Annotated in this window: 16 protein-coding genes and 1 riboswitch; of the genes, 8 read left to right on the top strand and 8 right to left on the bottom strand. The window is 48.1% G+C overall.

The features are described from left to right. Positions 1-13: 13 nt before the first annotated feature. The gene (locus HQ865_RS20045) at positions 14-1,798 is read right to left on the bottom strand and encodes an alpha-L-fucosidase (RefSeq protein WP_237073500.1); all 1,785 of its coding nucleotides are present in this window, start codon (positions 1,796-1,798) and stop codon (positions 14-16) included. A gap of 453 nt (positions 1,799-2,251) precedes the next feature. On the opposite strand from HQ865_RS20045, the gene uvrA reads away from it, so the two are divergent. The 6 genes from uvrA (at position 2,252) to HQ865_RS20015 (ending at position 8,584) form a co-directional block, all read left to right on the top strand. Further along, positions 2,252-5,098, top strand: a complete 2,847-nt coding sequence (uvrA, locus tag HQ865_RS20040; RefSeq protein ID WP_173416611.1) for an excinuclease ABC subunit UvrA — start codon at positions 2,252-2,254, stop codon at positions 5,096-5,098. A 220-nt stretch (positions 5,099-5,318) separates the two neighbouring features. After that, positions 5,319-5,870 carry a dihydrofolate reductase family protein gene (locus tag HQ865_RS20035; protein ID WP_173416610.1) on the top strand — a complete coding sequence of 184 codons (552 nt, stop codon included), beginning with the start codon at positions 5,319-5,321 and terminating at the stop codon, positions 5,868-5,870. Between the two features lie 51 nt (positions 5,871-5,921). Further along, positions 5,922-6,623 carry a hypothetical protein gene (locus HQ865_RS20030; protein ID WP_173416609.1) on the top strand — a complete coding sequence of 234 codons (702 nt, stop codon included), beginning with the start codon at positions 5,922-5,924 and terminating at the stop codon, positions 6,621-6,623. 63 nt (positions 6,624-6,686) lie between these two features. Further along, positions 6,687-6,941, top strand: coding sequence for a type II toxin-antitoxin system Phd/YefM family antitoxin (locus tag HQ865_RS20025; RefSeq protein ID WP_173416608.1), 255 nt, complete (start codon positions 6,687-6,689; stop codon positions 6,939-6,941). Next, a complete protein-coding gene (locus HQ865_RS20020; protein ID WP_173416607.1) occupies positions 6,938-7,192 on the top strand; it encodes a Txe/YoeB family addiction module toxin in 255 nt (84 codons plus the stop codon). The genes HQ865_RS20025 and HQ865_RS20020 overlap by 4 nt, the downstream gene beginning before the upstream one ends. 78 nt (positions 7,193-7,270) lie before the next feature. Then, positions 7,271-8,584: a hypothetical protein gene (locus HQ865_RS20015; protein ID WP_173416606.1), complete on the top strand. Its 1,314-nt coding sequence runs from the start codon at positions 7,271-7,273 to the stop codon at positions 8,582-8,584. Between the two features lie 11 nt (positions 8,585-8,595). On the opposite strand, the gene HQ865_RS20010 is transcribed toward HQ865_RS20015, so the two are convergent. Continuing rightward, complete coding sequence (locus HQ865_RS20010) at positions 8,596-8,895, bottom strand: DUF2752 domain-containing protein (protein ID WP_237073499.1); 300 nt, start codon at positions 8,893-8,895, stop codon at positions 8,596-8,598. Positions 8,896-8,978: 83 nt separating this feature from the next. Next, a riboswitch (SAM riboswitch) is annotated at positions 8,979-9,087 on the top strand. 183 nt (positions 9,088-9,270) lie between these two features. Here HQ865_RS20010 and metH point away from each other — a divergent pair. Next, the gene (metH, locus tag HQ865_RS20005; protein WP_173416605.1) at positions 9,271-13,011 is read left to right on the top strand and encodes a methionine synthase; all 3,741 of its coding nucleotides are present in this window, start codon (positions 9,271-9,273) and stop codon (positions 13,009-13,011) included. Between the two features lie 131 nt (positions 13,012-13,142). Then, positions 13,143-14,099: a methylenetetrahydrofolate reductase gene (locus HQ865_RS20000; RefSeq protein ID WP_173416604.1), complete on the top strand. Its 957-nt coding sequence runs from the start codon at positions 13,143-13,145 to the stop codon at positions 14,097-14,099. 60 nt (positions 14,100-14,159) lie between these two features. Here the strand turns inward: HQ865_RS20000 and HQ865_RS19995 are convergent, their stop codons facing one another. The 6 genes from HQ865_RS19995 to HQ865_RS19970 all read right to left on the bottom strand — a co-directional run bounded on the left by HQ865_RS19995 (position 14,160) and on the right by HQ865_RS19970 (position 20,988). Further along, entirely contained in the window at positions 14,160-14,552 is a 393-nt protein-coding gene (locus HQ865_RS19995) for a type II toxin-antitoxin system VapC family toxin (protein WP_173416603.1), read from the bottom strand. After that, positions 14,543-14,755, bottom strand: coding sequence for a hypothetical protein (locus tag HQ865_RS19990; RefSeq protein WP_173416602.1), 213 nt, complete (start codon positions 14,753-14,755; stop codon positions 14,543-14,545). Before HQ865_RS19990 ends, HQ865_RS19995 begins: the two co-directional genes overlap by 10 nt. A gap of 101 nt (positions 14,756-14,856) precedes the next feature. Next, positions 14,857-16,848 (bottom strand): beta-N-acetylhexosaminidase, encoded by a 1,992-nt coding sequence (locus HQ865_RS19985; RefSeq protein ID WP_173416601.1) that lies wholly within the window; start codon positions 16,846-16,848, stop codon positions 14,857-14,859. Positions 16,849-16,956: 108 nt separating this feature from the next. Continuing rightward, positions 16,957-17,643: an HAD family hydrolase gene (locus tag HQ865_RS19980; protein ID WP_237073498.1), complete on the bottom strand. Its 687-nt coding sequence runs from the start codon at positions 17,641-17,643 to the stop codon at positions 16,957-16,959. A 105-nt stretch (positions 17,644-17,748) separates the two neighbouring features. Then, the gene (locus tag HQ865_RS19975; RefSeq protein WP_173416600.1) at positions 17,749-20,238 is read right to left on the bottom strand and encodes an outer membrane beta-barrel family protein; all 2,490 of its coding nucleotides are present in this window, start codon (positions 20,236-20,238) and stop codon (positions 17,749-17,751) included. Between the two features lie 84 nt (positions 20,239-20,322). Further along, positions 20,323-20,988, bottom strand: a complete 666-nt coding sequence (locus tag HQ865_RS19970) for a DNA alkylation repair protein (RefSeq protein WP_173416599.1) — start codon at positions 20,986-20,988, stop codon at positions 20,323-20,325. Between the last annotated feature and the right edge of the window lie 5 nt (positions 20,989-20,993).

Raw genomic sequence — 20,993 nt, 5'->3', positions numbered from 1 at the left:
GGGTGTATTTAATTTAGTGTACCGGATCCATCCAAATGGTTTTCAGTTTAAACAGTTCCTTGCCATTGCGCATGGGTTTTATGTTAAGGCTATAATTGCCGGCCTTGCCGATGCTCACAATAGCTACTGTTTGTTTCAGGAACATCAGCGGTTTGTGGCTGTCGTAATTATTGGCGGTCAGGGTTTCAAAAGGATAATCTTTCCCGTTGATGTTCAGGATGCCTTCTTGTTTGCTTTGCTGATCGTCGCAGGCGTATTCCAGCGTTATTTTATAATCGCCGGGTTCTGTAACGCGTAGGTTAAAGGTGGCCGCATCTTGCGGGGTAGCCATGTTAACAAGACAGGTGGTATGCTTCCAATCGCCAAAGTAATAGCTGTAGGTAATGGATTTCGCTTCGGTTTTTCCTGATAATTTAGCGTTGATGGCATCCAGCGGGTTGCTATCAAATTGTGATGATACGGTGATGGGTTTGGTATCTGATGCTGCGCTCGCCGGAGAAACATCCAGTATCACTACCGTATTCCGGCTATCGGTAAGTGACGGTAATTTTATATAAATATCGCTGCCTTGTTTGGTGTAAACCAATGGCTGCCGGCCTGCAAGGGTATATGCTTTTTTGACCGAGGCGTTTAAGCCAGGCACCAGCAACATTCCGTTCTTCGGCCTGTCGAAAATATGCAGGTAAAGTTTGCCCTGTTTGGTGGTACTAACGCCCCATGGCTGGGGGGCTATCAATCCGGCGGTTGTACCATATATCGCATCGCCATTTACCTTTAACCACTGACCAACCTCGCGCAGGTATTTTATCGAATATTCGGGCATGCGGCCGGTACTATCGGGGCCAACGTTCAATATCAGGTTGCCTCCTTTTGATGCTACGGTTGCCAGCAGGCGGATCAGCTCTTTCGGTGTTTTAAAATTATAATCGTATTTGCTGTATCCCCACGAGTCGTTATGGGTAAACAGCGCTTCCCATGCCCCCGATACCGGAGTGGCGGGTACTTCGCCATCTCCATAATCTTTAAAATCGCCCAATCCGTTGCCAACCCGGCTGCTGATCAGACATCCCGGCTGTATGCGGCGGGCATCGTCTATCAGGCTTTGGGTTTCTTCTTTGGTCAGCCCGCCCGGCATATCAAACCAGATCACGCCCAGCGGACCGTAATTGCTCAGCAATTCTTTTATCTGCGGGATAGATTTTGTGCGATAGTAGCTTTTGGTGTCCTTCTTTGCATCGTCAAAATCCCATTTGTTGCCGCCGCCGTTAGGTTCGTGCCAGTCGAGATATTGCGAGTAGTAGAACCCAAATTTCAAGCCTGCGGCGCGAACGGCTTCGCTTAAGGGTTTCATCGGGTCTTTGCCGTAGGGCGTTGCTTTTACAATGTTAAAGTCGCTGGCCTTGCTATCGTACATGGCAAAACCTTCGTGGTGTTTGGCGGTAACCACCATATATTTCATGCCGGCATCCTTAGCCACCTGTGCCCATTCCTTAGCGTTAAATTTGGTGGGGTTAAATTTTTTGGCGATGGTAGCATAATCGGCGGCGGGGATCTTGCCGCGGTTCATCATCCATTCGGATATGCCGTAATAGTTCTTGCCGTTCCAGGTGCCGCCCGTTTGCGAGAATAGCCCCCAATGGATGAACATGCCGAACTTGGCATCTTTAAACCATTGAATGTTGGGATGTTCCTTGCCCGATACGGTTTTGTCCCAACGCTGTTCCTCCTGCGCAGAAGCACAAAAAGATATCGCACAAAAAAGTAAAAACGCGAAGGCAGTCTTCAACAGGTTCATCATTATAAATTGGCAACCTAATTGACAAATTATTAAGATAGCATTAATGCATTTAATTAGCCAAATATTCAGTTGGATTTACGGTATGTGCGACTAAATAGAGAGCTTGATGGTTAATTACGCTGAATAGGGACCGCTGATTTTCGCTGACATTTTTGATTTCGCTGATTATCTGAACCAGGATTAAACAGATTTGCAGGATAACAGGATGCCTTAAGAATCATGGGAATCAAAAATGTCAGCGAAAATCAGCGGTCAAGATCAGCGGTCCAAAATATTAACCTAAGCCTGACATACTTACACAAAATCTCCCCGCTTTTTCTGTATCTTTGCTAAAGCATTTAGCCAATATGTTGGTTAAATAAAGTCTGGGGTGGTTAAATGGGTTAAAATAGTTATTAGGGTAACTGTTCCCATCTTTAACCTCCCCTGGCCCCTTTAACAAACCACTAATAAATGAGTACACAACCCATTATAGACCTGGGCGAACAAAGCGAAGTTGAAGTTTTTGGCGCGAGGGTGCATAATTTAAAAAATATCGATGTTTCCTTTCCGCGTAACCAGCTAACGGTTATTACCGGGCTAAGCGGGAGCGGAAAGTCGTCGCTGGCTTTTGATACCATTTATGCCGAGGGGCAGCGCCGTTATATGGAGACGTTTTCGGCCTACTCCCGCCAGTTTATGGGCGGCATGGAGCGCCCGGATGTAGACAAGGTTTCGGGCCTTAGCCCGGTGATTGCCATTGAGCAAAAAACTACCAGCAAAAACCCCCGCTCTACGGTAGGTACAATTACCGAGATATACGATTTTATGCGCCTGCTCTTCGCCCGCGCGGGCGATGCATACAGTTATGTGACCGGCGAGAAGATGGAGCGTATGAGCGAAGACCAGATCATGCGTGCCCTGCTGGAAAAATTTGACGGACAACCGGTAAATATCCTGGCCCCGGTAGTAAAAGGCCGCAAAGGCCACTACCGCGAACTGTTCGAACAGATCCGCAAGCAAGGCTATCTGAAAGTTTGGCTGGACGGCGCCATTGCCGATATCACCCCCAAAATGCAGGTAGACCGTTATAAGATCCACGATATAGATATCGTTGTCGACCGCCTGATTGTGAGTGAGGATGATAGCAAACGCCTATATACATCGGTACAGGCCGCGCTGAAAATATCAAAAGGCATTATCCGTATTGCCGATAAGGATAACAATGTATCGTACTACAGCAAGTATTTGATGGACCCGGTTTCGGGGATCTCGTACGATGAGCCGCAGCCCAATACGTTCTCGTTCAACTCGCCTTATGGCGCTTGCGACAAGTGCGGCGGCCTGGGATATATCTTCGAGGTTGATCGTAATTCGGTGATCCCTGACCCTAAGTTGAGCATTATGAACGGTGGTTTGGCCCCCATTGGCGAGTACCGCGATACCTGGATCTTCCAGGTGCTGAAGGCGCTGGGTAAGAAGTATGACTTCGCGCTGAGCACCCCCATCAACAAATTGCCGGAAGAAACGCTGGAGATCATCCTGAATGGTACCACCGACATGATTACCGTGGCGGTGGAGTATAACAAGTGGAACGTACAGAACTACCAGATCACCTTCGATGGCATTATCCGCATGCTGGAAGAACAGCAGGAACGCCGCGGCGATGAGGGTATGGAAGACATGGAGAACTACCGTGTGCTGAAAACCTGCCCCACTTGTGAAGGCGCACGCCTGAAAAAAGAGTCGCTGAACTTTAAGATAGATAACAAGAATATCTTCGAGCTGGCCTGCATGGATATTAACGAATTGCAGCAATGGTTTGATGGCCTTGAAGACCGCCTGAGCGAACGCCAGAATACCATAGCCCGCGAGATATTGAAGGAGATCCGTGCGCGTATTGTCTTTCTGCTGGATGTGGGTTTAAGCTATTTAACCTTAGACCGCACCACCCGCACCCTTTCGGGTGGCGAGGCGCAGCGCATCCGTTTGGCTACGCAGATCGGTTCGCAGTTGATGAACGTGATGTACATCCTGGATGAGCCCAGCATCGGCCTGCACCAGCGCGATAACGACCGCCTGATAAAAGCGCTGAAAAACCTGCGCGACCTGGGCAATACCGTTTTAGTGGTTGAGCACGATAAGGACATGATCCTTGAAGCTGACCACGTGATAGATATGGGCCCGGCAGCCGGCGTACACGGCGGCGAGGTAGTAGCCGAAGGCACCCCCGCCGAATTGATGAAGATGCACACGCTTACCACCAGCTACCTGAACGGCGAGCGCGAGATAGCCGTGCCTAAAAAACGCCGCGAAGGCAACGGCAAAAAAGTATCGCTTAAAAAAGCCACCGGCCATAACCTTAAAAAGGTGAGTGTCGAGTTTCCTTTAGGGAAATTGATTGGCATTACTGGCGTATCGGGTAGCGGCAAATCAAGCCTGATCACCGAAACATTATACCCGATACTTAATCACCACTTCTTCCGTGCTAAAAAAACGCCATTGCCTTACGAAAAGGTGGAAGGGCTGGAAAATATAGATAAGGTAATTGAGATAGACCAAACACCGATTGGCCGTACACCGAGATCGAACCCGGCTACTTATACCGGGGTGTTTTCGGATATCCGTAACCTGTTTGTGGCCCTGCCCGAATCGAAGATCCGTGGCTATAAACCAGGCCGTTTCAGCTTTAACGTGAAAGGTGGCCGTTGCGAAACCTGCCAGGGCGCAGGCATGAAAGTAATAGAAATGAATTTCCTGCCCGATGTACAGGTACCCTGCGAAGAATGCGGCGGCCGTCGTTACAACCGCGAAACGCTGGAAGTGCGCTACCGGGGCAAATCCATCAGCGATGTGCTTGACCTGAGTATTGAGGATGCGACTGCTTTCTTCGAGCATATCCCCTCCATCTACCGCAAAGTGAAAACCCTGCTGGATGTTGGTTTGGGCTATATCCGCCTGGGCCAGGCATCAACCACGCTATCAGGCGGCGAGGCGCAGCGGGTGAAACTATCTACCGAGCTATCTAAAAAAGATACCGGCAACACTTTCTACATTTTAGATGAGCCGACCACGGGCCTGCATTTTGAAGATATTAACGTACTGCTGGGTGTGCTGAACCAATTGGTAGATAAAGGCAATACCGTGCTGGTGATAGAGCATAACCTTGACGTAATAAAAGTAGCCGACCACGTAATAGATCTTGGCCCCGAAGGCGGATCGGGCGGGGGTAATATCCTGTTCAGCGGTACACCGGAAGGTTTGTGTAAGGTGAAGGAAAGCTTTACGGGTAAGTTTTTGAAGAAGGAGATGGGGTTGTAAATACCATCTTGCTAAACCCCGACTTGTCATTGCGAGGAGCAAGCGGGGGGATATGTGAAATGGCGCGACGTGGCAATCTCGTAGTTGATCATGTGCTGTAGGCTGGTTCCGAACGATACCTTTGCCATAAACACCCCCTCTTTGTCGCAATTACCCTCATCATATTAAATTACAAGCATTTATTTTTGAACTATATCACCAAAACTAAAAGCCCGTAAACATGAGAAAAGTTATTTGCGCCTTCAACATCAGCATAGATGGCTGCTACGACCATACTAAACTAAGCGGCGGCGAAGAGATACTGGAATACTTCACCAACCTGATGAAAGATGTAGATCAAGGCGTTAGCGGCCGCAAGATGTACGAGATCGTGAACCCCTACTGGCGCGAGGTAGCTAAAGCAAATAAAGGAACAGCTAATGAGCAAGCATTTGCCAGGACGCTAACCAGTATCCCCAGCATCGTTATTTCCCGTACCATGGAAGAGGTTGAGGGCGGCCCCCGCATCATCCGCGGCAACCTGGAAGAAGAGATCCGCCGGCTGAAAGAAATGCCGGGAGGAAAAATATCCATCGGCGGCATGAGCGTACGCTCGCAATTAATGCAGGCCGGGTTGATCGATGAACTTTATTTGGTGATCCACCCTGCCGTTGTTGGCTCCGGGCCGCGCTGGGGCGATGGTATCAACTTGAACGAAAATATAAAAATGGAATTGGTGGATACGAAGATCATTCAACAAGGCTGTATGGCCTTGCATTACCTGAAACGATAGGATGCTGTAGCGTTTGTTTGATTGGTTGCGTAAGGATATAAAACCTTGAGTATGAAAAGACCGATACTGTTTGCGCTGATATGCCTGCTGTTTGTTGCCTGTAAAAAGAAAGATCCTGGTGCGGAAATATATATCGACCCGGTGATTGCCGATAATTATACCGCTGATGCCCAACAACTGCTTTTCAGGCTGCTGCAAAATGGCAGTGTAAGTACCGATAAGGATAAACCTCAATTTAACCAGGGCGAACTGAATAAGATACTGGCTAACCTGCAGGCAGTGTACAATCTGAAAACGCCGCAAAGCGACAGCGCCATGAAGATGCATGTTTACCCGCACATCAGTTTAAGCGGCATTAGCTTGCAAGTAGATAAAAATAGCACAGAAGGACAAAAAGTATTAAGTTATACCCCAACAGATGCCGGTTTTAATAACCTGATGAGCAAATATGGCTTTACTTTTTATAGATCGCTATATACCCCCTCTTTCGGTTTTGTGGCCATTACAACCAATGCCAAATATAACATCCCGCCGCTGTTGACCGCCTTTAAAAGCTTTCCCTATATTATTAGTGCCGAACAGGACGGCGCTATCGGTGATGGGAACGATATTACCTATACCATCATGCCATCGGGGGTAGATATTGGTTTCGCCATGAAATCGGGCGATTGCCCGGCGGGATGTATCAATAGTTATGGTTGGCGATATCATGTGGCTGCAAATTATAAGGTTACTTATTTGGGGCGGTTTTAACAAACAAACATGTACAGAAACTTGTACATGTTTGTTTGTTATTATATCTTTATAAAAAAATAAATGCTAACTACTACATATACTTCATTCAGGCAACAGTTAAAATCGTATTTAGATAAAGTACGTAAAAGCCATACCCCTCTATATGTTACAAGCGCAAATGGCGAAGATGTAGTTGTGCTTTCAAAAGCCGACTACGAAAGTATGGAGGAAACTTTTTACCTATTAAAAAGCCCTGCCAATGCCGCCCGTTTACTGAAGGGGATAGAAGACTACGAAAAAGGTTTAGGTACAGAAAGAAGCCTTGCCGAAGAATGAAAATTATATTTCTCGATCAGGGTTGGGAGGATTATTTGTATTGGCAATCCACGGATAAATCTATTCTTAAAAAAATAAACTCGCTAATTAAGGAAATTGAACGAACACCATTTGAAGGCAGTGGCAAACCGGAGCCACTAAGGCATAACCTTGCTGGATGGTGGTCACGCAGGATCAATCTCGAACACCGTGTAGTTTACAAGATTGATGCCGACTCAATAATAATACTTCAATGCAGATATCATTATTAATCTGCTTGCAAGGAAGTTGATTCCCGCTTATCCCAAAACCTAAAAACTCCCTACTTTACCTCGTTAACTATTAACGCAATGAGGTACCTGTTTTTTCTGTTCATCATACTGCAAGCAAGTATTTCACTTGCACAGACAGATAGCATCCAAACCATCAGATGCGATGCGGATACTATACGATCATACAGCCTGCTATTGCCAAAAAATTATCAAAAACAGCAAAAATATCCGGTAATTTTCCTGTTCGATCCGGCTGCGCGGGGTAAAATGGTGGTTGGTTTATACCGAAAAGCGGCAACCGAATATGGCTTTATCCTCATCGCATCCAACAATAGCCGCAATGGCCCGATGGGCGAATCGCTAAACGCGGCCACCGCGATGTTTACCGACGCATTTAAGAAATACAGTATCGACGAGCGGCAGGTTTACCTTGCCGGTTTCTCGGGTGGGGCAAGGGTGGCAACTACCATAGGGCTGCAATCCGGCGGTATAACAGGTATAATTGCCTGTAGTGCGGGTTTCAGCGAGCCCATCCCCAAAGCAAAATTGCCATGGACTCTGGCTGCCATCGCAGGTAACCAGGATTTTAACTATGTAGAGTTGCAGCAGGTTGTGCAAACCTTGCAATCAAGCGGGAGTGTTAGTGCTTTGCAAATGTTCGCTGGCCCTCACCGCTGGCCGCCGGTTGATGTTTTTATGAGCGCGTTGTTATGGTCGCTCCTCCAACATCAAAAACAAAGCAATGAAGATAAGATCGTACAATACAGGGCCTTGATAGATGGCCTTATCGGGCAAAACATTTCGGTAGCTACTAAGGCAAACTTGTACCGGCAGTATCTCAGCATAAAACAAGATGCAGATTATGCTGAAAAGCTGAAAGCACTGGAAACATCTGCCGGCTACCGGGATGAGCTGGCACAGGAAAAGCAATTGATGATCAAGGAAAATGCCTGTCAGCAAAAGATTGCCGAAGCTTTTCAGCAGATCATCACCGCGAATACCACCGCCATAAAAACCAAAGGCTGGTGGAAAAACGAGTTAGCATCGCTTAACAAAATGCTGCTATCACACCTACCGGCCGATAGCAATTATGTGGCCCGACAAAAAGCGTTCATCATAGCTAACGCCGCCGAAAGCTTTGGCAATTATTACAGCGCGAAACGGTATGATACTGCGGCTGAGTTGCTGACAGTATCTGAAGTCTTCGAACCCGAAAACCCTCTGGTATACTATCGCCATGCCTTACTGGTTGCCGCCGATAAAGACGAAAGCGGTACGCTTTATTACCTCAAGCAAGCTATCAGCCATAACTTCTCCAAACAACCATTGCGGACGGAGCCGGCGTTTGGATTTTTAAGGGATAATAAGAAATTCCAGTCGCTGGTTTACTGAAAAGGATTGGGTTATGTATACTCTTTGTACCGGGTAACCGATAAAGTAACTATCCGGTAAAGCAATACCGCCAAAGCTGGTATCCCCAACCAATGCGCATGCCACGATGCGGCAATATTGCCATGAAAAAGATAAGCTATCGCGTGGCCGATCCCACAGCCGGGGCACCAGGTAAAGCCCATTAATCGCAGTGGACACAGCACAAAATGAGTTTGCGTTGGGTCGCTAAAGCCGAGAGCGATGAGTGCGGCTACCCAAAACAGGAGTTCGATATTTGAGCGAATGAGTTTCAATAGTTCAAATATCTGCAATTAATTTATCATAGTAGTATCAGCTTAGTAATACCCCTGCTAATTCCATTTGCAATTGATAAGTTTATTGCGCAATTTTGCACTGCTTATAGAGAAAGACGGAGGGATTAGACCCTGCGATGTCTTAGCAACCTGTGCTAACAAGGTGCTAAATTCTACTCAAGCCCCTTAAGGCTGCGGGAAAGATAAGCGAAGGTCAAAGTACTACCCGACTTTTCGATATAAGCCGCTTTATAGATGTGAGATATTAGATATGAGATTTGAGACCATTTTGGGTGTCTGTTCCCATATATCTGATATCTCCGTAACTGTTAAGATGCTGCATCTGGGTGTGAAATGTCTCACATCTCAAATCTCGCATCTCATATCTCAACAATGGATATTAGAAAAGAATTAGAGAAACGCATCCTGGTGATAGACGGGGCCATGGGTACCATGATACAGCGGTACAACCTTACGGAAGAAGACTTCCGTGGGGAGCGCTTCCGCGACCATAAGTCTGATTTAAAAGGCAATAACGACCTGCTGAACCTGACGCGCCCGGATGTGATCAAAGCCATCCATAAAGAATACCTTGATGCCGGTGCCGATATCATCGAGACCAACACATTCAGCACGCAGGTAATTTCGCTGGCCGACTACCACATGGAAGAACTGGCTTACGAGATGAGCTACGAGGGTGCCCGCATTGCCCGCGAAGTGGTGGACGAATACAATCAACTTACGCCCGAAAAGCCGCGCTTTGTGGCTGGTGCTGTTGGGCCAACGAACCGTACCGCGTCGCTATCGCCCGATGTTAACGACCCAGGCTATCGTGCCGTTAACTTTGATATTTTAGCCGATGCCTATTACGACCAGATCCGCGGATTGGTGGATGGCGGATCGGACCTTTTACTGATCGAAACTATTTTTGATACCCTTAACGCAAAGGCTGCCCTGTTTGCTGCCAAACGTTATTTTGATGAATTAAGAGCTAACCCGGAATTAAGGAAGTCTCTCCCTTCCGGGGAGAGATTTAGAGAGGGGTCGGGCTTGCCATTGATGATATCGGGTACCATTACCGATGCATCTGGCCGTACCTTATCAGGCCAGACGGTCGAGGCTTTTTGGGATTCGGTACAGCATGCCAACCTGCTTTCGGTAGGTTTGAACTGTGCGCTGGGTGCTAAAGAAATGCGCCCTCACCTGGAAGAGCTGGCACACAAAGCCGATGTTTTTGTATCGGCCTACCCTAATGCCGGTTTGCCAAACGAGTTTGGCCAGTACGACGAAGTTCCGCACGAGACCGCGCACCTGGTAGAAGATTTTATGCTGAACGGGATGGTGAATATCGTAGGCGGTTGCTGCGGTACCACGCCCGACCATATCCGTGCCATTGCCGAAAAAGCCGCCAATGTAAAACCCCGCAAGCGCCCTGAGATAGCGCCCTACATGCGCCTGAGCGGTCTGGAAGCCGTTACCATTACGCCCGAAACCAATTTTGTGAACGTGGGTGAGCGTACCAATATCACCGGGTCGCCAAAATTCAGTAAGCTGATACTGGCCGAGGATTACGAGGGCGCCTTAACCGTTGCCCGCCAGCAGGTAGAAGGCGGCGCGCAGGTGATAGACGTGAATATGGACGAAGGCATGATCGATTCGGAAGCGACCATGACCAAGTTCCTGAACCTGCTGGCATCCGAGCCGGATATCGCCAAGTTGCCTATCATGGTCGATTCATCAAAATGGACGGTGATAGAAGCGGGTTTGAAATGCTTGCAGGGGAAAGGTATCGTGAACTCCATCTCGCTGAAAGAGGGCGAGGATAAATTTAAAGAATACGCCCGCAAGATATTAAGCTACGGCGCGGCCACCGTGGTAATGGCCTTTGATGAACAAGGCCAGGCCGATAGCTTTGAACGCCGTATAGAGATATGTAAGCGCAGTTATGATATATTGGTTGATGAAGTAGGCTTCCCGCCGCAGGATATCATCTTCGATCCGAATATCCTGACCGTGGCCACCGGTTTGGAAGAGCATAATAACTACGCGGTAGATTTTATTAAGGCTACCAAATGGATAAAAGAGAACTTGCCGCATGCCAAAGTAAGCGGCGGTGTAAGTAATATCTCGTTCTCGTTCCGCGGTAATAACGTGGTGCGCGAGGCCATGCACTCGGCTTTCCTTTACCATGCCATTAAAGCGGGCATGGATATGGGCATTGTTAACGCCGGCATGCTTGAAGTTTACGAAGAGATACCCAAAGACCTGCTGGAACTGGTAGAGGATGTGCTGCTTAACCGCCGCGAAGATGCTACCGAGCGCCTGGTTACATTTGCCGACACGGTAAAAAGTAAGGGCAAAGAGATTATTCGTGATGAGGAATGGCGTAAAGGCACCGTGCAGGAGCGCCTGTCTCACGCGCTGGTAAAAGGCATTATCGAATATTTGGATGATGACGTGGAAGAAGCCCGCCAGGCCTACAGCAAGCCGCTGGAAGTTATTGAAGGCCCGCTAATGGATGGCATGAATATCGTAGGTGACCTGTTCGGTGCCGGTAAGATGTTCTTGCCGCAGGTGGTAAAATCGGCCCGTGTAATGAAAAAAGCTGTGGCTTACCTGTTGCCGTTCATCGAATTGGAAAAACAGCGTGTGATAGATGCGGGCGAGGATAGTTCGGGCAGTCGCGCCAATGCCGGTAAGGTATTAATGGCCACCGTAAAAGGAGATGTGCACGATATTGGCAAGAATATAGTAGGTGTGGTACTGGCCTGTAACAACTTCGAGGTGATAGACCTTGGGGTGATGGTGCCTGCGCAAAAAATTATTGAAGAAGCTAAAAAGCAACAGGTTGATATTATTGGTTTAAGTGGACTGATCACCCCATCGCTTGATGAGATGGTTCACTTTGCCAAAGAGATGGAGCGCGAAGGGTTTACAATTCCGCTTATTATTGGCGGGGCTACTACCTCACGCATACATGCCGCTGTAAAGGTTGCGCCAAATTACTCAGGTGCTGCCATCCACGTGCTGGATGCATCGCGCAGTGTAACGGTTTGCAGCAGCCTGCTGGGTAAAGATAAGGACGAATATGTAGCCGGCATAAAAGCCGAATATGAGAAAGCCCGCATCGCGCACCTGAATAAAAAATCGGATAAGCGCTTTATGAGCATTGAGGAAGCCCGCGCCGGTAAATTCCAGATCAGTCTGGATGGGGATGTGGCCCCTAAGCCAACGTTCATCGGCACCAAAACCATCGAGGCTTTCCCGCTGGAAGAATTGCTGCCTTATATCGACTGGACACCGTTCTTCCATACCTGGGAATTGCGCGGCAGCTACCCGAAGATCTTTAACGATCAATACGTGGGTACCGAAGCTAAAAAACTGTTCGACGACGCGCAGGTGCTGATGGATAAGATAGTGAAGGGAAAACTGTTGCAGGCTAACGGCGTTATCGGCTTCTGGCCGGCCAACAGCGTGGGCGATGATATTGAACTATATACTGATGATAGTCGTTCGGAAGTGTTCACTACCATCCACACCCTGCGCCAGCAAAACGAAAAAGTAAAGGGCGAACCATATTACGCTCTGTCGGATTTTATTGCCCCTAAAGAAAGTGGCGTGCCCGACTATTGGGGTGGCTTCGCCGTAACGGCAGGTTTAGGCTGCGATGAACTGGTAGCCGAATTTGAGCGCGATCACGACGATTACAACGGCATTATGGCCAAAGCCCTTGCCGACCGCCTGGCCGAAGCCTTTGCCGAAAAAATGCATGAACTGGTACGTAAGGACTATTGGGGTTACGCCAAAGATGAAACGTTGGATAATGTGGAACTGATAAAAGAACAATACCAGGGTATCCGCCCGGCACCGGGTTACCCGGCCTGCCCGGATCATACCGAAAAGACGACCCTGTTCGAGATCCTAAAAGCTGAAGATGCCGCCAAAATGCACCTGACCGAAAGCCTGGCCATGATGCCGGCCGCATCGGTAAGCGGCTTCTACTTCGCGCATCCGCAGGCCAGGTATTTTGGTTTGGGTAAGATCAGCAAAGACCAGGTAGCCGATTATGCCACCCGCAAGCAAATGCCGCTGGAAGATGTGGAACGCTGGCTGGGGCCGAACCTTAACTACTAAGCCCCCCAACCCCCTAAAGGGGGAGCACGGAGCTACCAAACATTTGTAATTTAACTAATAATCACATCCTCGTCCCCCTTTAGGGGGCTGAGGGCTAAAACCAAAATTCCCCCTTTAGGGGGTTAGGGGGTATGAAGATCACCGAACATATACAAAACGCCAAGGGCAAAACACTTTTCTCTTTCGAATTGATACCGCCTTTGAAGGGGCAAAGCATACAGGGTATTTACGATGCCATAGACCCGCTGATGGAGTTCAAGCCACCATTCATCGACGTAACCACCCTGCGCGAGGATTACCTGTATAAAGAACACGAGAACGGCCTGCTGGAAAAACTAAGCTACCGCAAGCGCCCGGGTACCATTGCTATTTGCGCGGCTATTATGAACAAGTACCATGTAGATACGGTTCCGCATTTGCTGTGTGGTGGTTTTACTAAGGATGAGACAGAGAACGGCTTGTTCGACTTACAGTTTTTGGGTATTGATAACGTATTGGTTTTACGTGGCGATGCCCGTCGTGGCGATGCCTCGTTTATCCCTACCCCTAATGGGCACAATTACGCGACCGACCTGTTGCAACAGGTGGTGGATATGAACAACGGCGTTTATCTGCACGAGTATAACGAGGATAACCTAAAGACCAACTTTTGCGTAGGTATTGCCGGCTACCCTGAAAAACACTTCGAGGCGCCGAATATGAAAACCGATTTTAAATATCTGAAGCAAAAGATAGATATGGGTGCGGAGTTCATCGTTACCCAAATGTTCTTCGATAATCAGAAATACTTCGATTTTGTGAATAACTGCCGTGCCAACGGTATCAGCGTACCTATTATTCCGGGGCTGAAACCACTGGCCAATACCAAACAACTGGCAGGTTTGGCTAAAACTTTTCATATTGATATGCCAGAAGATCTATGCGATGCCGTAGCAGCCTGTAAATCGGAAAAAGAGGTAAAGGAATTGGGTATCGAGTGGACTATCAATCAGTGTAAAGAGTTAATCAAATTCGGCGTACCGGTACTGCATTTTTATACCATGAGCAACGCCGGGCCAACCAAGCGCATTGCAGAGGCGATATTTTAATAGTATGCGTATTCAAAAGAAAAGCGATGGCAAAACCATCGCTTTTCTTTTATCTAATTGTTAAACCTGATACGGATCTATCAATTTCAGCTGAGGTATTTTAGCAAAATCCTTTGTATTCCTGGTTATTAGTGTAAGATCGTATGCTAACGCTGTAGCGGCAATAATAGCGTCTGGCAATTTAATAGAATAAGTTTTTCTTATCTCAACGGTTTTTTCCTTAATCAATTCTTCCAGCCCAAATACAACAGAATCTTTAATAAAGCTTTTCAAAACGTTGATATCATTTTCTGTGGCAGCCTTCCAGCAAAGTAATTCTATTTCTGTTATCGCTGATATTGCAGGCGTTGCTTCGGTTATGATATTATCCATAATAACCTCAGAAGCGGCCGGAAATTGTTTTTGCAGATAATAAATAGCCGGATTTGTATCCCAAAGATATTTTACTCCCATTCGTTGCGCAGTTCGTCCAATTGCTTATCAACCTCGTTTAATGGTTGCGCGGTCATCGCGCCTTTGTATTTAGTTACCATATCAGGGGCAATAGCATCATCCCTGTTTTTATCTTTTCTGACACGGATTATTTTAAGCAGCTCTAAATCTTTTAACAGATTTAGTGCCTTCTCATCTAAAACATCAATTGTTAACGTTGTCATATATAACAAAAATAACAAATACTATTTACAAATTTGTACACTAAAGGTTGGAAGGGCCTAAAAACAAAAGCAATGAATATCCATTGCTTTTGTTTTTTATACTACTTCACAGGTACCTGCCCCGGCTTTGGCGCTACCGGCGTTGGGTTAGGTTGTGCCGGTGGATTAGTAGTTATCGGCGGCGCGGTTGGTACGCGTTTTATGCGGGTGTTCAATTCATCTATCGGCATAGTGATCATGCGGCCTATAGGCTGCTTGCCGCGATAGGTGATCACCCTTAATTGCTTGGCATCTTTAGGTGCTATCAGCGGTGCGGTGTATTTAGGATAAAACCTGTCGGGCAGCGAATTATCAAAGCTGTAATAAATATCCAGCCCCGGTATCTCGGTGGTTAATTCAACCCTAAGTTCGTTTCCGGGAGCTATAGATGGCCCGAAATTGGGGTCGTAAACAGCAGGCGAGTATTTGATCTCAGCCTCATCCAATCTTGGGAAATGCTTCTCTACCCGGCCAAAAAACTCCAGCCAGTTTTTGGTGCCTTTGGCGCTCCAAACGCTTTCGGCAATGGCCATGCCGCGCGGCCAGGTCATATACTCGGCCTGGCGAAAGTTGTATACCTGTTCGGTCCACAGGTTGCCCTGGCCGCCTTTTACCATGGCTACGTTAATGCCCTCGGGAGCCGGCTCAAACTGGTAGGCTTTGCTCAGGCGCAGGCTGGCGTATACATGTGGCTCGGTCACCCGGTCCGATTGCATATAATCCAGGTAGCACCATTCAGTCGGGCTCATTACCACTTCGTGGCCCTGCGCTGCCGATTCGATACCCCATTTGGTACCGCGCCAGCTCATTACCGCCGCGTTAGGGCCAAGGCCGCCCTCGGTGATCTCGTCCCAACCCATAAATTTTTTGCCTTTGGATTCCACTATCTTCTCCAAACGCTTTTCGAAATAAGCCTGCACCTCTTTGTAATCCTTTAGCGTGTCTTTTACCATCAGGGCTTTCACCTCTGCGCTTTGCGCCCAGAAGTTTTTGGCGCACTCATCGCCACCCATGTGAATGTAAGGGAACGGGAACAAGGCAGCTATCTCGGTAACCACCTTATCTAAAAACTCATAAGTTTTCTCGTTAGCCGGGTTAAGCGTATTATCCACCAGCGCGGTATTGCCGGTGCTGGCCCAGTTCATGATCTTCTCGCCCGAGCGTACCTTGTACTGGTCGGCACCCGGCGTGGCAGATAATTCGGGATAGGCTACCACAGCCGCCAAACTATGCCCCGGCACATCAATCTCGGGCATAATGTCCACAAAACGGCTTTTAGCATAAGCTACTATCTCGCGGATATCATCCTGTGTAAAGAAACCGCCGTAATTACGCGGCTCATCAGGCGTGGTTGGCATAAAAGAGCCGAAATCGCCTACGCGCTTTACGTTCCAGGCCCCCACCTGGGTTAAGCGCGGCAGGCTTTTGATCTCGATGCGCCAGCCCTCATCATCGGTTAAGTGCAGGTGCAACAGGTTAAACTTATAGCGCACCATGTTATCAATATAACGCTTCACCTCGGCCTTGGTGAAGAAGTGGCGGGCCACATCAAACATCAGCCCGCGCCATGCAAAGCGGGGATAATCGGTAATTTGTACGCACGGCATTTTCCAGGTGATGCCGGTGGGTTTATCCACGCTTTCAATTTCCTTGGGCAACAATTGCAGCATGGTTTGCACGCCGTAGAATAATCCGGCAGATTTATTGGCTTTTATCACCACGCCCTTGGTGGTAACGGACAAGTTATAGCCTTCATCGCCAATTGCAGCATCAGGTTTATTATTGATAACCAATTTTATAGCAGCCGGGATAGCCGATACCTGTGTAGGGAGGCCCAGTATGCCAACGGCGTTAAACTTGCTTACCAAAAAATCGGTAACGGGTTTAGTACCCGCGCCAACTACCGCTATATTGACACTCTTATGCAGCGTATAGGTGCCGGTGTGTTTTACCAGCGTTACTGGTTTGGGAATGATGGCTATCTCAGGATTAGATTGACCAAAGCCTGTTACGTACAAAAAGCAGCCGCAAAGCAGCAGGGTTAGTTTCTTCATATCAGTAAAAATAGGGCATTTTACCCTTGCAGATGAATGTTAAATTGGTTGTAGCGGTTTTGTAGTGCAAATATCAGCAAAAACAACAAGCCTTTCCCGGCTTTGTTTCTATAGGATCTCCAGCACCTGCTTAATATTCTCCACGCTCCTAAAGCGGTCGTTTTCTATCGTATTATCTATCTGTTCGTGCGCCCAGGTAATGTGGTAGGGTACGTGTACCGCATGGCCGCCGATATTCAGCACCGGCAACACATCCGATTTTAGCGAATTACCCACCATCAGCAATTCCTGCGGTTGGATATCCAAATGGCGCAGCAGTTTCAGGTAGTTGGCATCATCCTTTTCCGACATGATCTCGATATGGTGAAAATAATGCCCCAGGCCCGATTTACGTAACTTGCGCTCCTGGTCGAGCAGGTCGCCTTTGGTGGCTACCACTAAACGGTATTTGCCTTTCAGGGCGGTCAGCACTTCTTCCACACCATCCAGCAGTTCAATAGGCTCGTCTAAAACAGCTTTGCCCAAATTAATAATGCGTTCAACAATATCAATGCTGATGGTTTTGTCGGATATGGTCATGGCCGCTTCTATCATCGAGAGGATAAAGCCCTTAACGCCATAACCGTAAAGCGGCAAATTGCCGATCTCTATCTTCAGCAGTTCGCGCTCGATATCGTGTTGTGAGAGGTATCCGCCCATTAGTTCGCAAAAAGCTTCCTCGGTGCGCCTGAAGTAAGGCTCGTTTACCCAAAGGGTGTCGTCGGCATCAAAAGCGATAACTTTTATGTCCATCATGGCAAGTATTAATATGCAATGATAGTAATTAGGCGGGGATTTTGGAGGTGGAAAGGTATTCTTGTATTGTAGCGATGGGTTTCAAACCCATCGCTACAATACATATTAATTCCCCTGATCAGGCAACACTTGTTGCGGCCCGCCATTATTGTCGTCTTTTTCCTTTTTAAATTCCAGCTTACCAAATTTATAGCTCAAACTGATACCAAACGAACGGTAGGGTACCTGCCGCAGGCTGCTTTGGTTGAAGTTTGGTCCGAAAGCGGTAGCCGTTTGGTTAACGTACTGACTGAAAGGGTTGGCGGCTGTTAACCCCAGACTGGCTTTCTTATTCATGAATTGCCTGCGCAACGCGATGTTATAGAAGCCAAAGCCGGGGCGCGTGCCCTGTATGGTTTTTTGCCGGGCATTGTAGTTGCCAAAAACTTCGGCTACAAAATTGTTGCTAAACTCGTAGCTGGCATTAAGGTTTACACGGTAGCTGAACGCGGTTACCGTGGCATTGCCGGGGTTGCTGTTACTGCGGCTGCCCGCCTGAATATTGGTGCGCAGGTTTAGTTTTGAGGTTACCGGCACCGAACCGAAAATGTTTATACCGATGGATGTTTGCGAACCGATATTGGTACGCTGACTAAGCGACACATTAGTATATTGGGTGCCGTTGATATTTAAAACAGGGAAAAAGGTGGTGTAGCCCTGTATATCGTCGGTATTGTAGCGGTATACCGCACCGGCATAAATGTTGCCACCTTTGGCGAAGCTTTTGCTATAACCCAATTCGTAATTATGGCCCAGCTCGGGGCGTAAGTTAGGGTTACCGGTACTGATATTGCGTGGGTCGCTGATATTATAAAAAGGGTTTACTTCGCCATAATCGGGCCGCTCGATACGGAAGCTGTAGGCCGCTTTTATCGATTGCGTTTTATCCAGCTTGTGCTGCAATACAAACGAGGGGGCAAAGATATTGTAACCAGGGATCACCGCGCCGGGGAAATCGATACGGGTATTAGTGCGCTCGTAACGCAGGCCCGCTTTAGCCTCTATAAAATTGTTAAAAAACCCCGCCGATGCCGACAGGTAGGCCGCGTAAATATTGCGGTGATAGTTGAATCCATAAGTTTGGTTAGCGTTGCGGGCATAGCCGCCATTGGCCAGCAGGGTATCGGTAACGGTATTGCTGCTCAGGCTTTCGATAACGGTTTTAAGGCCGCCTTCAATCATAATATCATCAGTTACCGGGTGGGCGTAATCAAGCGAAAGATTGATCTCGTTCTCCTTGCCAGGGTTGCTGCTGTTGGTGCCGGTTGATGGTTTACCACCCGTCAGGTAGTCCTGGCGTTGAAAGGCATCGGCTGTATTGTTGCCGAAACTGGCATCGTACTGAAAGCTCAGTTCCTGTCCCTCTTTTTTAAATGTTTTTTTGTATTCCAGGCTCATATCGGTCGATCGCTCGTGCCCGTTACTGTTGGATGTGCGCAGGTTCATCAGGTCGGCTATCAGGTTGCCCGAAAGGCCGCGTGTGCTTTGGTCCTGGCTAGTGAGCCCGTTATTAAGATTGTTCGATTCGTTATGGCTTACCGCTGCCGTCAGCTCATCTTTTTTGCTGATAGACCAGTTAAAGCTGATCCCGGTTTGATAACCGCTGCGCTTAAAACCGCTGCTGCCATCCTGCAAAAACTGGGTCAGCGTATCGCGGCTGTTGTTGTATGATGTACGCAGCGAACTGCTTTTGCCTACCGTGTTCAACTGCTCATTGCCGCTGATATAGGCGTTAATGCCCGCGTTGCCACGGCGGGCGTTAAGGTTGAGCGAACCGTTCTCTAACCTTGTCCCGGCCGATAGATTCATGCTGCCATTGAAACCCTGTACCTTGCTGCTTTTTAACACAATGTTGATGATGCCCCCGGTACCCGATGCATCGTACTTAGCGCCCGGACTGGTAATTACCTCGATGTTTTTGATCTGACTGGCGGGGATAGACTGCAGCGCATCGGCCAAACTGGCGCCGAATATGCTGGATGGCTTCCCGTTGATCAGGAAACGGATGCTGGGGCTACCCTGCAATTCCACATTACCGTCGATATCTACCGTAACCATCGGTACTTTTTTCAACACATCCAGCGCTACGCCACCTTGCGCGGTCAAATCGTTGGTGGCATTGTATACCAGTTTATCTATCTTGTTTTCTATCACCGGTGCCTGGCCAACTACATTAACCGTATTTAAGGTGGTTTGGCTGCCTGCCAGCAGTACATTGCCTAAGGATACATTTGGAGCGGCATCGGTAATGGTTACCGGCTGTATGGTTTTGCGTTTATAGCCTAAAAACTCAACCGTTACTTTATATGTACCTGCCGGGATATTGGTGATGGTGTAGTTGCCCTTAGCATCGGCGCTGATGCCATTGAACGGGGCTGTAGCGCCCATTTTATAAATGCTGATAGTTGCAAAATCGACCGGGGTTTTGGTGATGGAATCGGTTACGCGGCCGCTGACACGGCCTTTATATTTTGGCGCGTTTTGCGCTTGCGAAGCCAATTGGAAGAGCGCCACACAGCAGATGGCGATGATATATTTTGTAAACTTTAATTGCATGCCACAAAAATGACAGGCAATGCTGTACAAAAATTGGATTGTTAACGAAATTTATAGTTTTAGCGATGGGTAACGATATTGTTGCTATCCCTGCCGCTTCACCATCTCGTTGATCCATATTGGCGCGAACGGCGATGTACATCCTTTAGATACAGGATAATCACGATAAATACCCAAACGCTCACCAATGGCCAGCGCACGGTCACGGTATTCAGGATGGTTAATGCCGATCTGCGCCAGGGCGGTGTTCATGGTCCATTGCACCCCGGGAGCGGCGGCAGGCATTTCCTTTTCTAAACGATCAAGCAGCGCAGGGATATCTATGCCCTCCGGACTGCGGGTAATGCGGCCACTGGTTAAACTCCAACCCAGGCGGGCCAGCATCACATCATCAGATTGCATCCATTGCTGGCGCAGCTGCTCTTTATCGGAGCGTTCTTTAATGATGTTGGTATACAGCCAGTCTACTATCTGCGTAAACTGCTCAGCGCGCAGCATATCCTCAATATCCGCAACTGATAACAATTTAGGGTTCATTACCTGCGTAGCCAAAAAGCGGGCATCCACATTGCCGGTTGCCCACAGGGCCTTAGCCAGTTCATGGTCGGTTTTTATCTTTAGCGCCAGCGCGCGGATATCGCCCATGTTTACGCCAAACTGGTTATTGCCCGCGCCGTTTTTTGTATTATGCTGGCGGCGCTTCTCGTTTCCCTTTGCTTCAAGCGCGGTAAGTGCTTCTGCTACTGTCATATTGT

The sequence above is a fragment of the Mucilaginibacter mali genome, from assembly GCF_013283875.1.
GTDB classification, from domain to species: Bacteria; Bacteroidota; Bacteroidia; order Sphingobacteriales; family Sphingobacteriaceae; genus Mucilaginibacter; species Mucilaginibacter mali.
The sequence above is the reverse complement of the archived record's forward strand: the minus strand, read 5'-3'. Positions and strand labels throughout refer to the sequence as shown.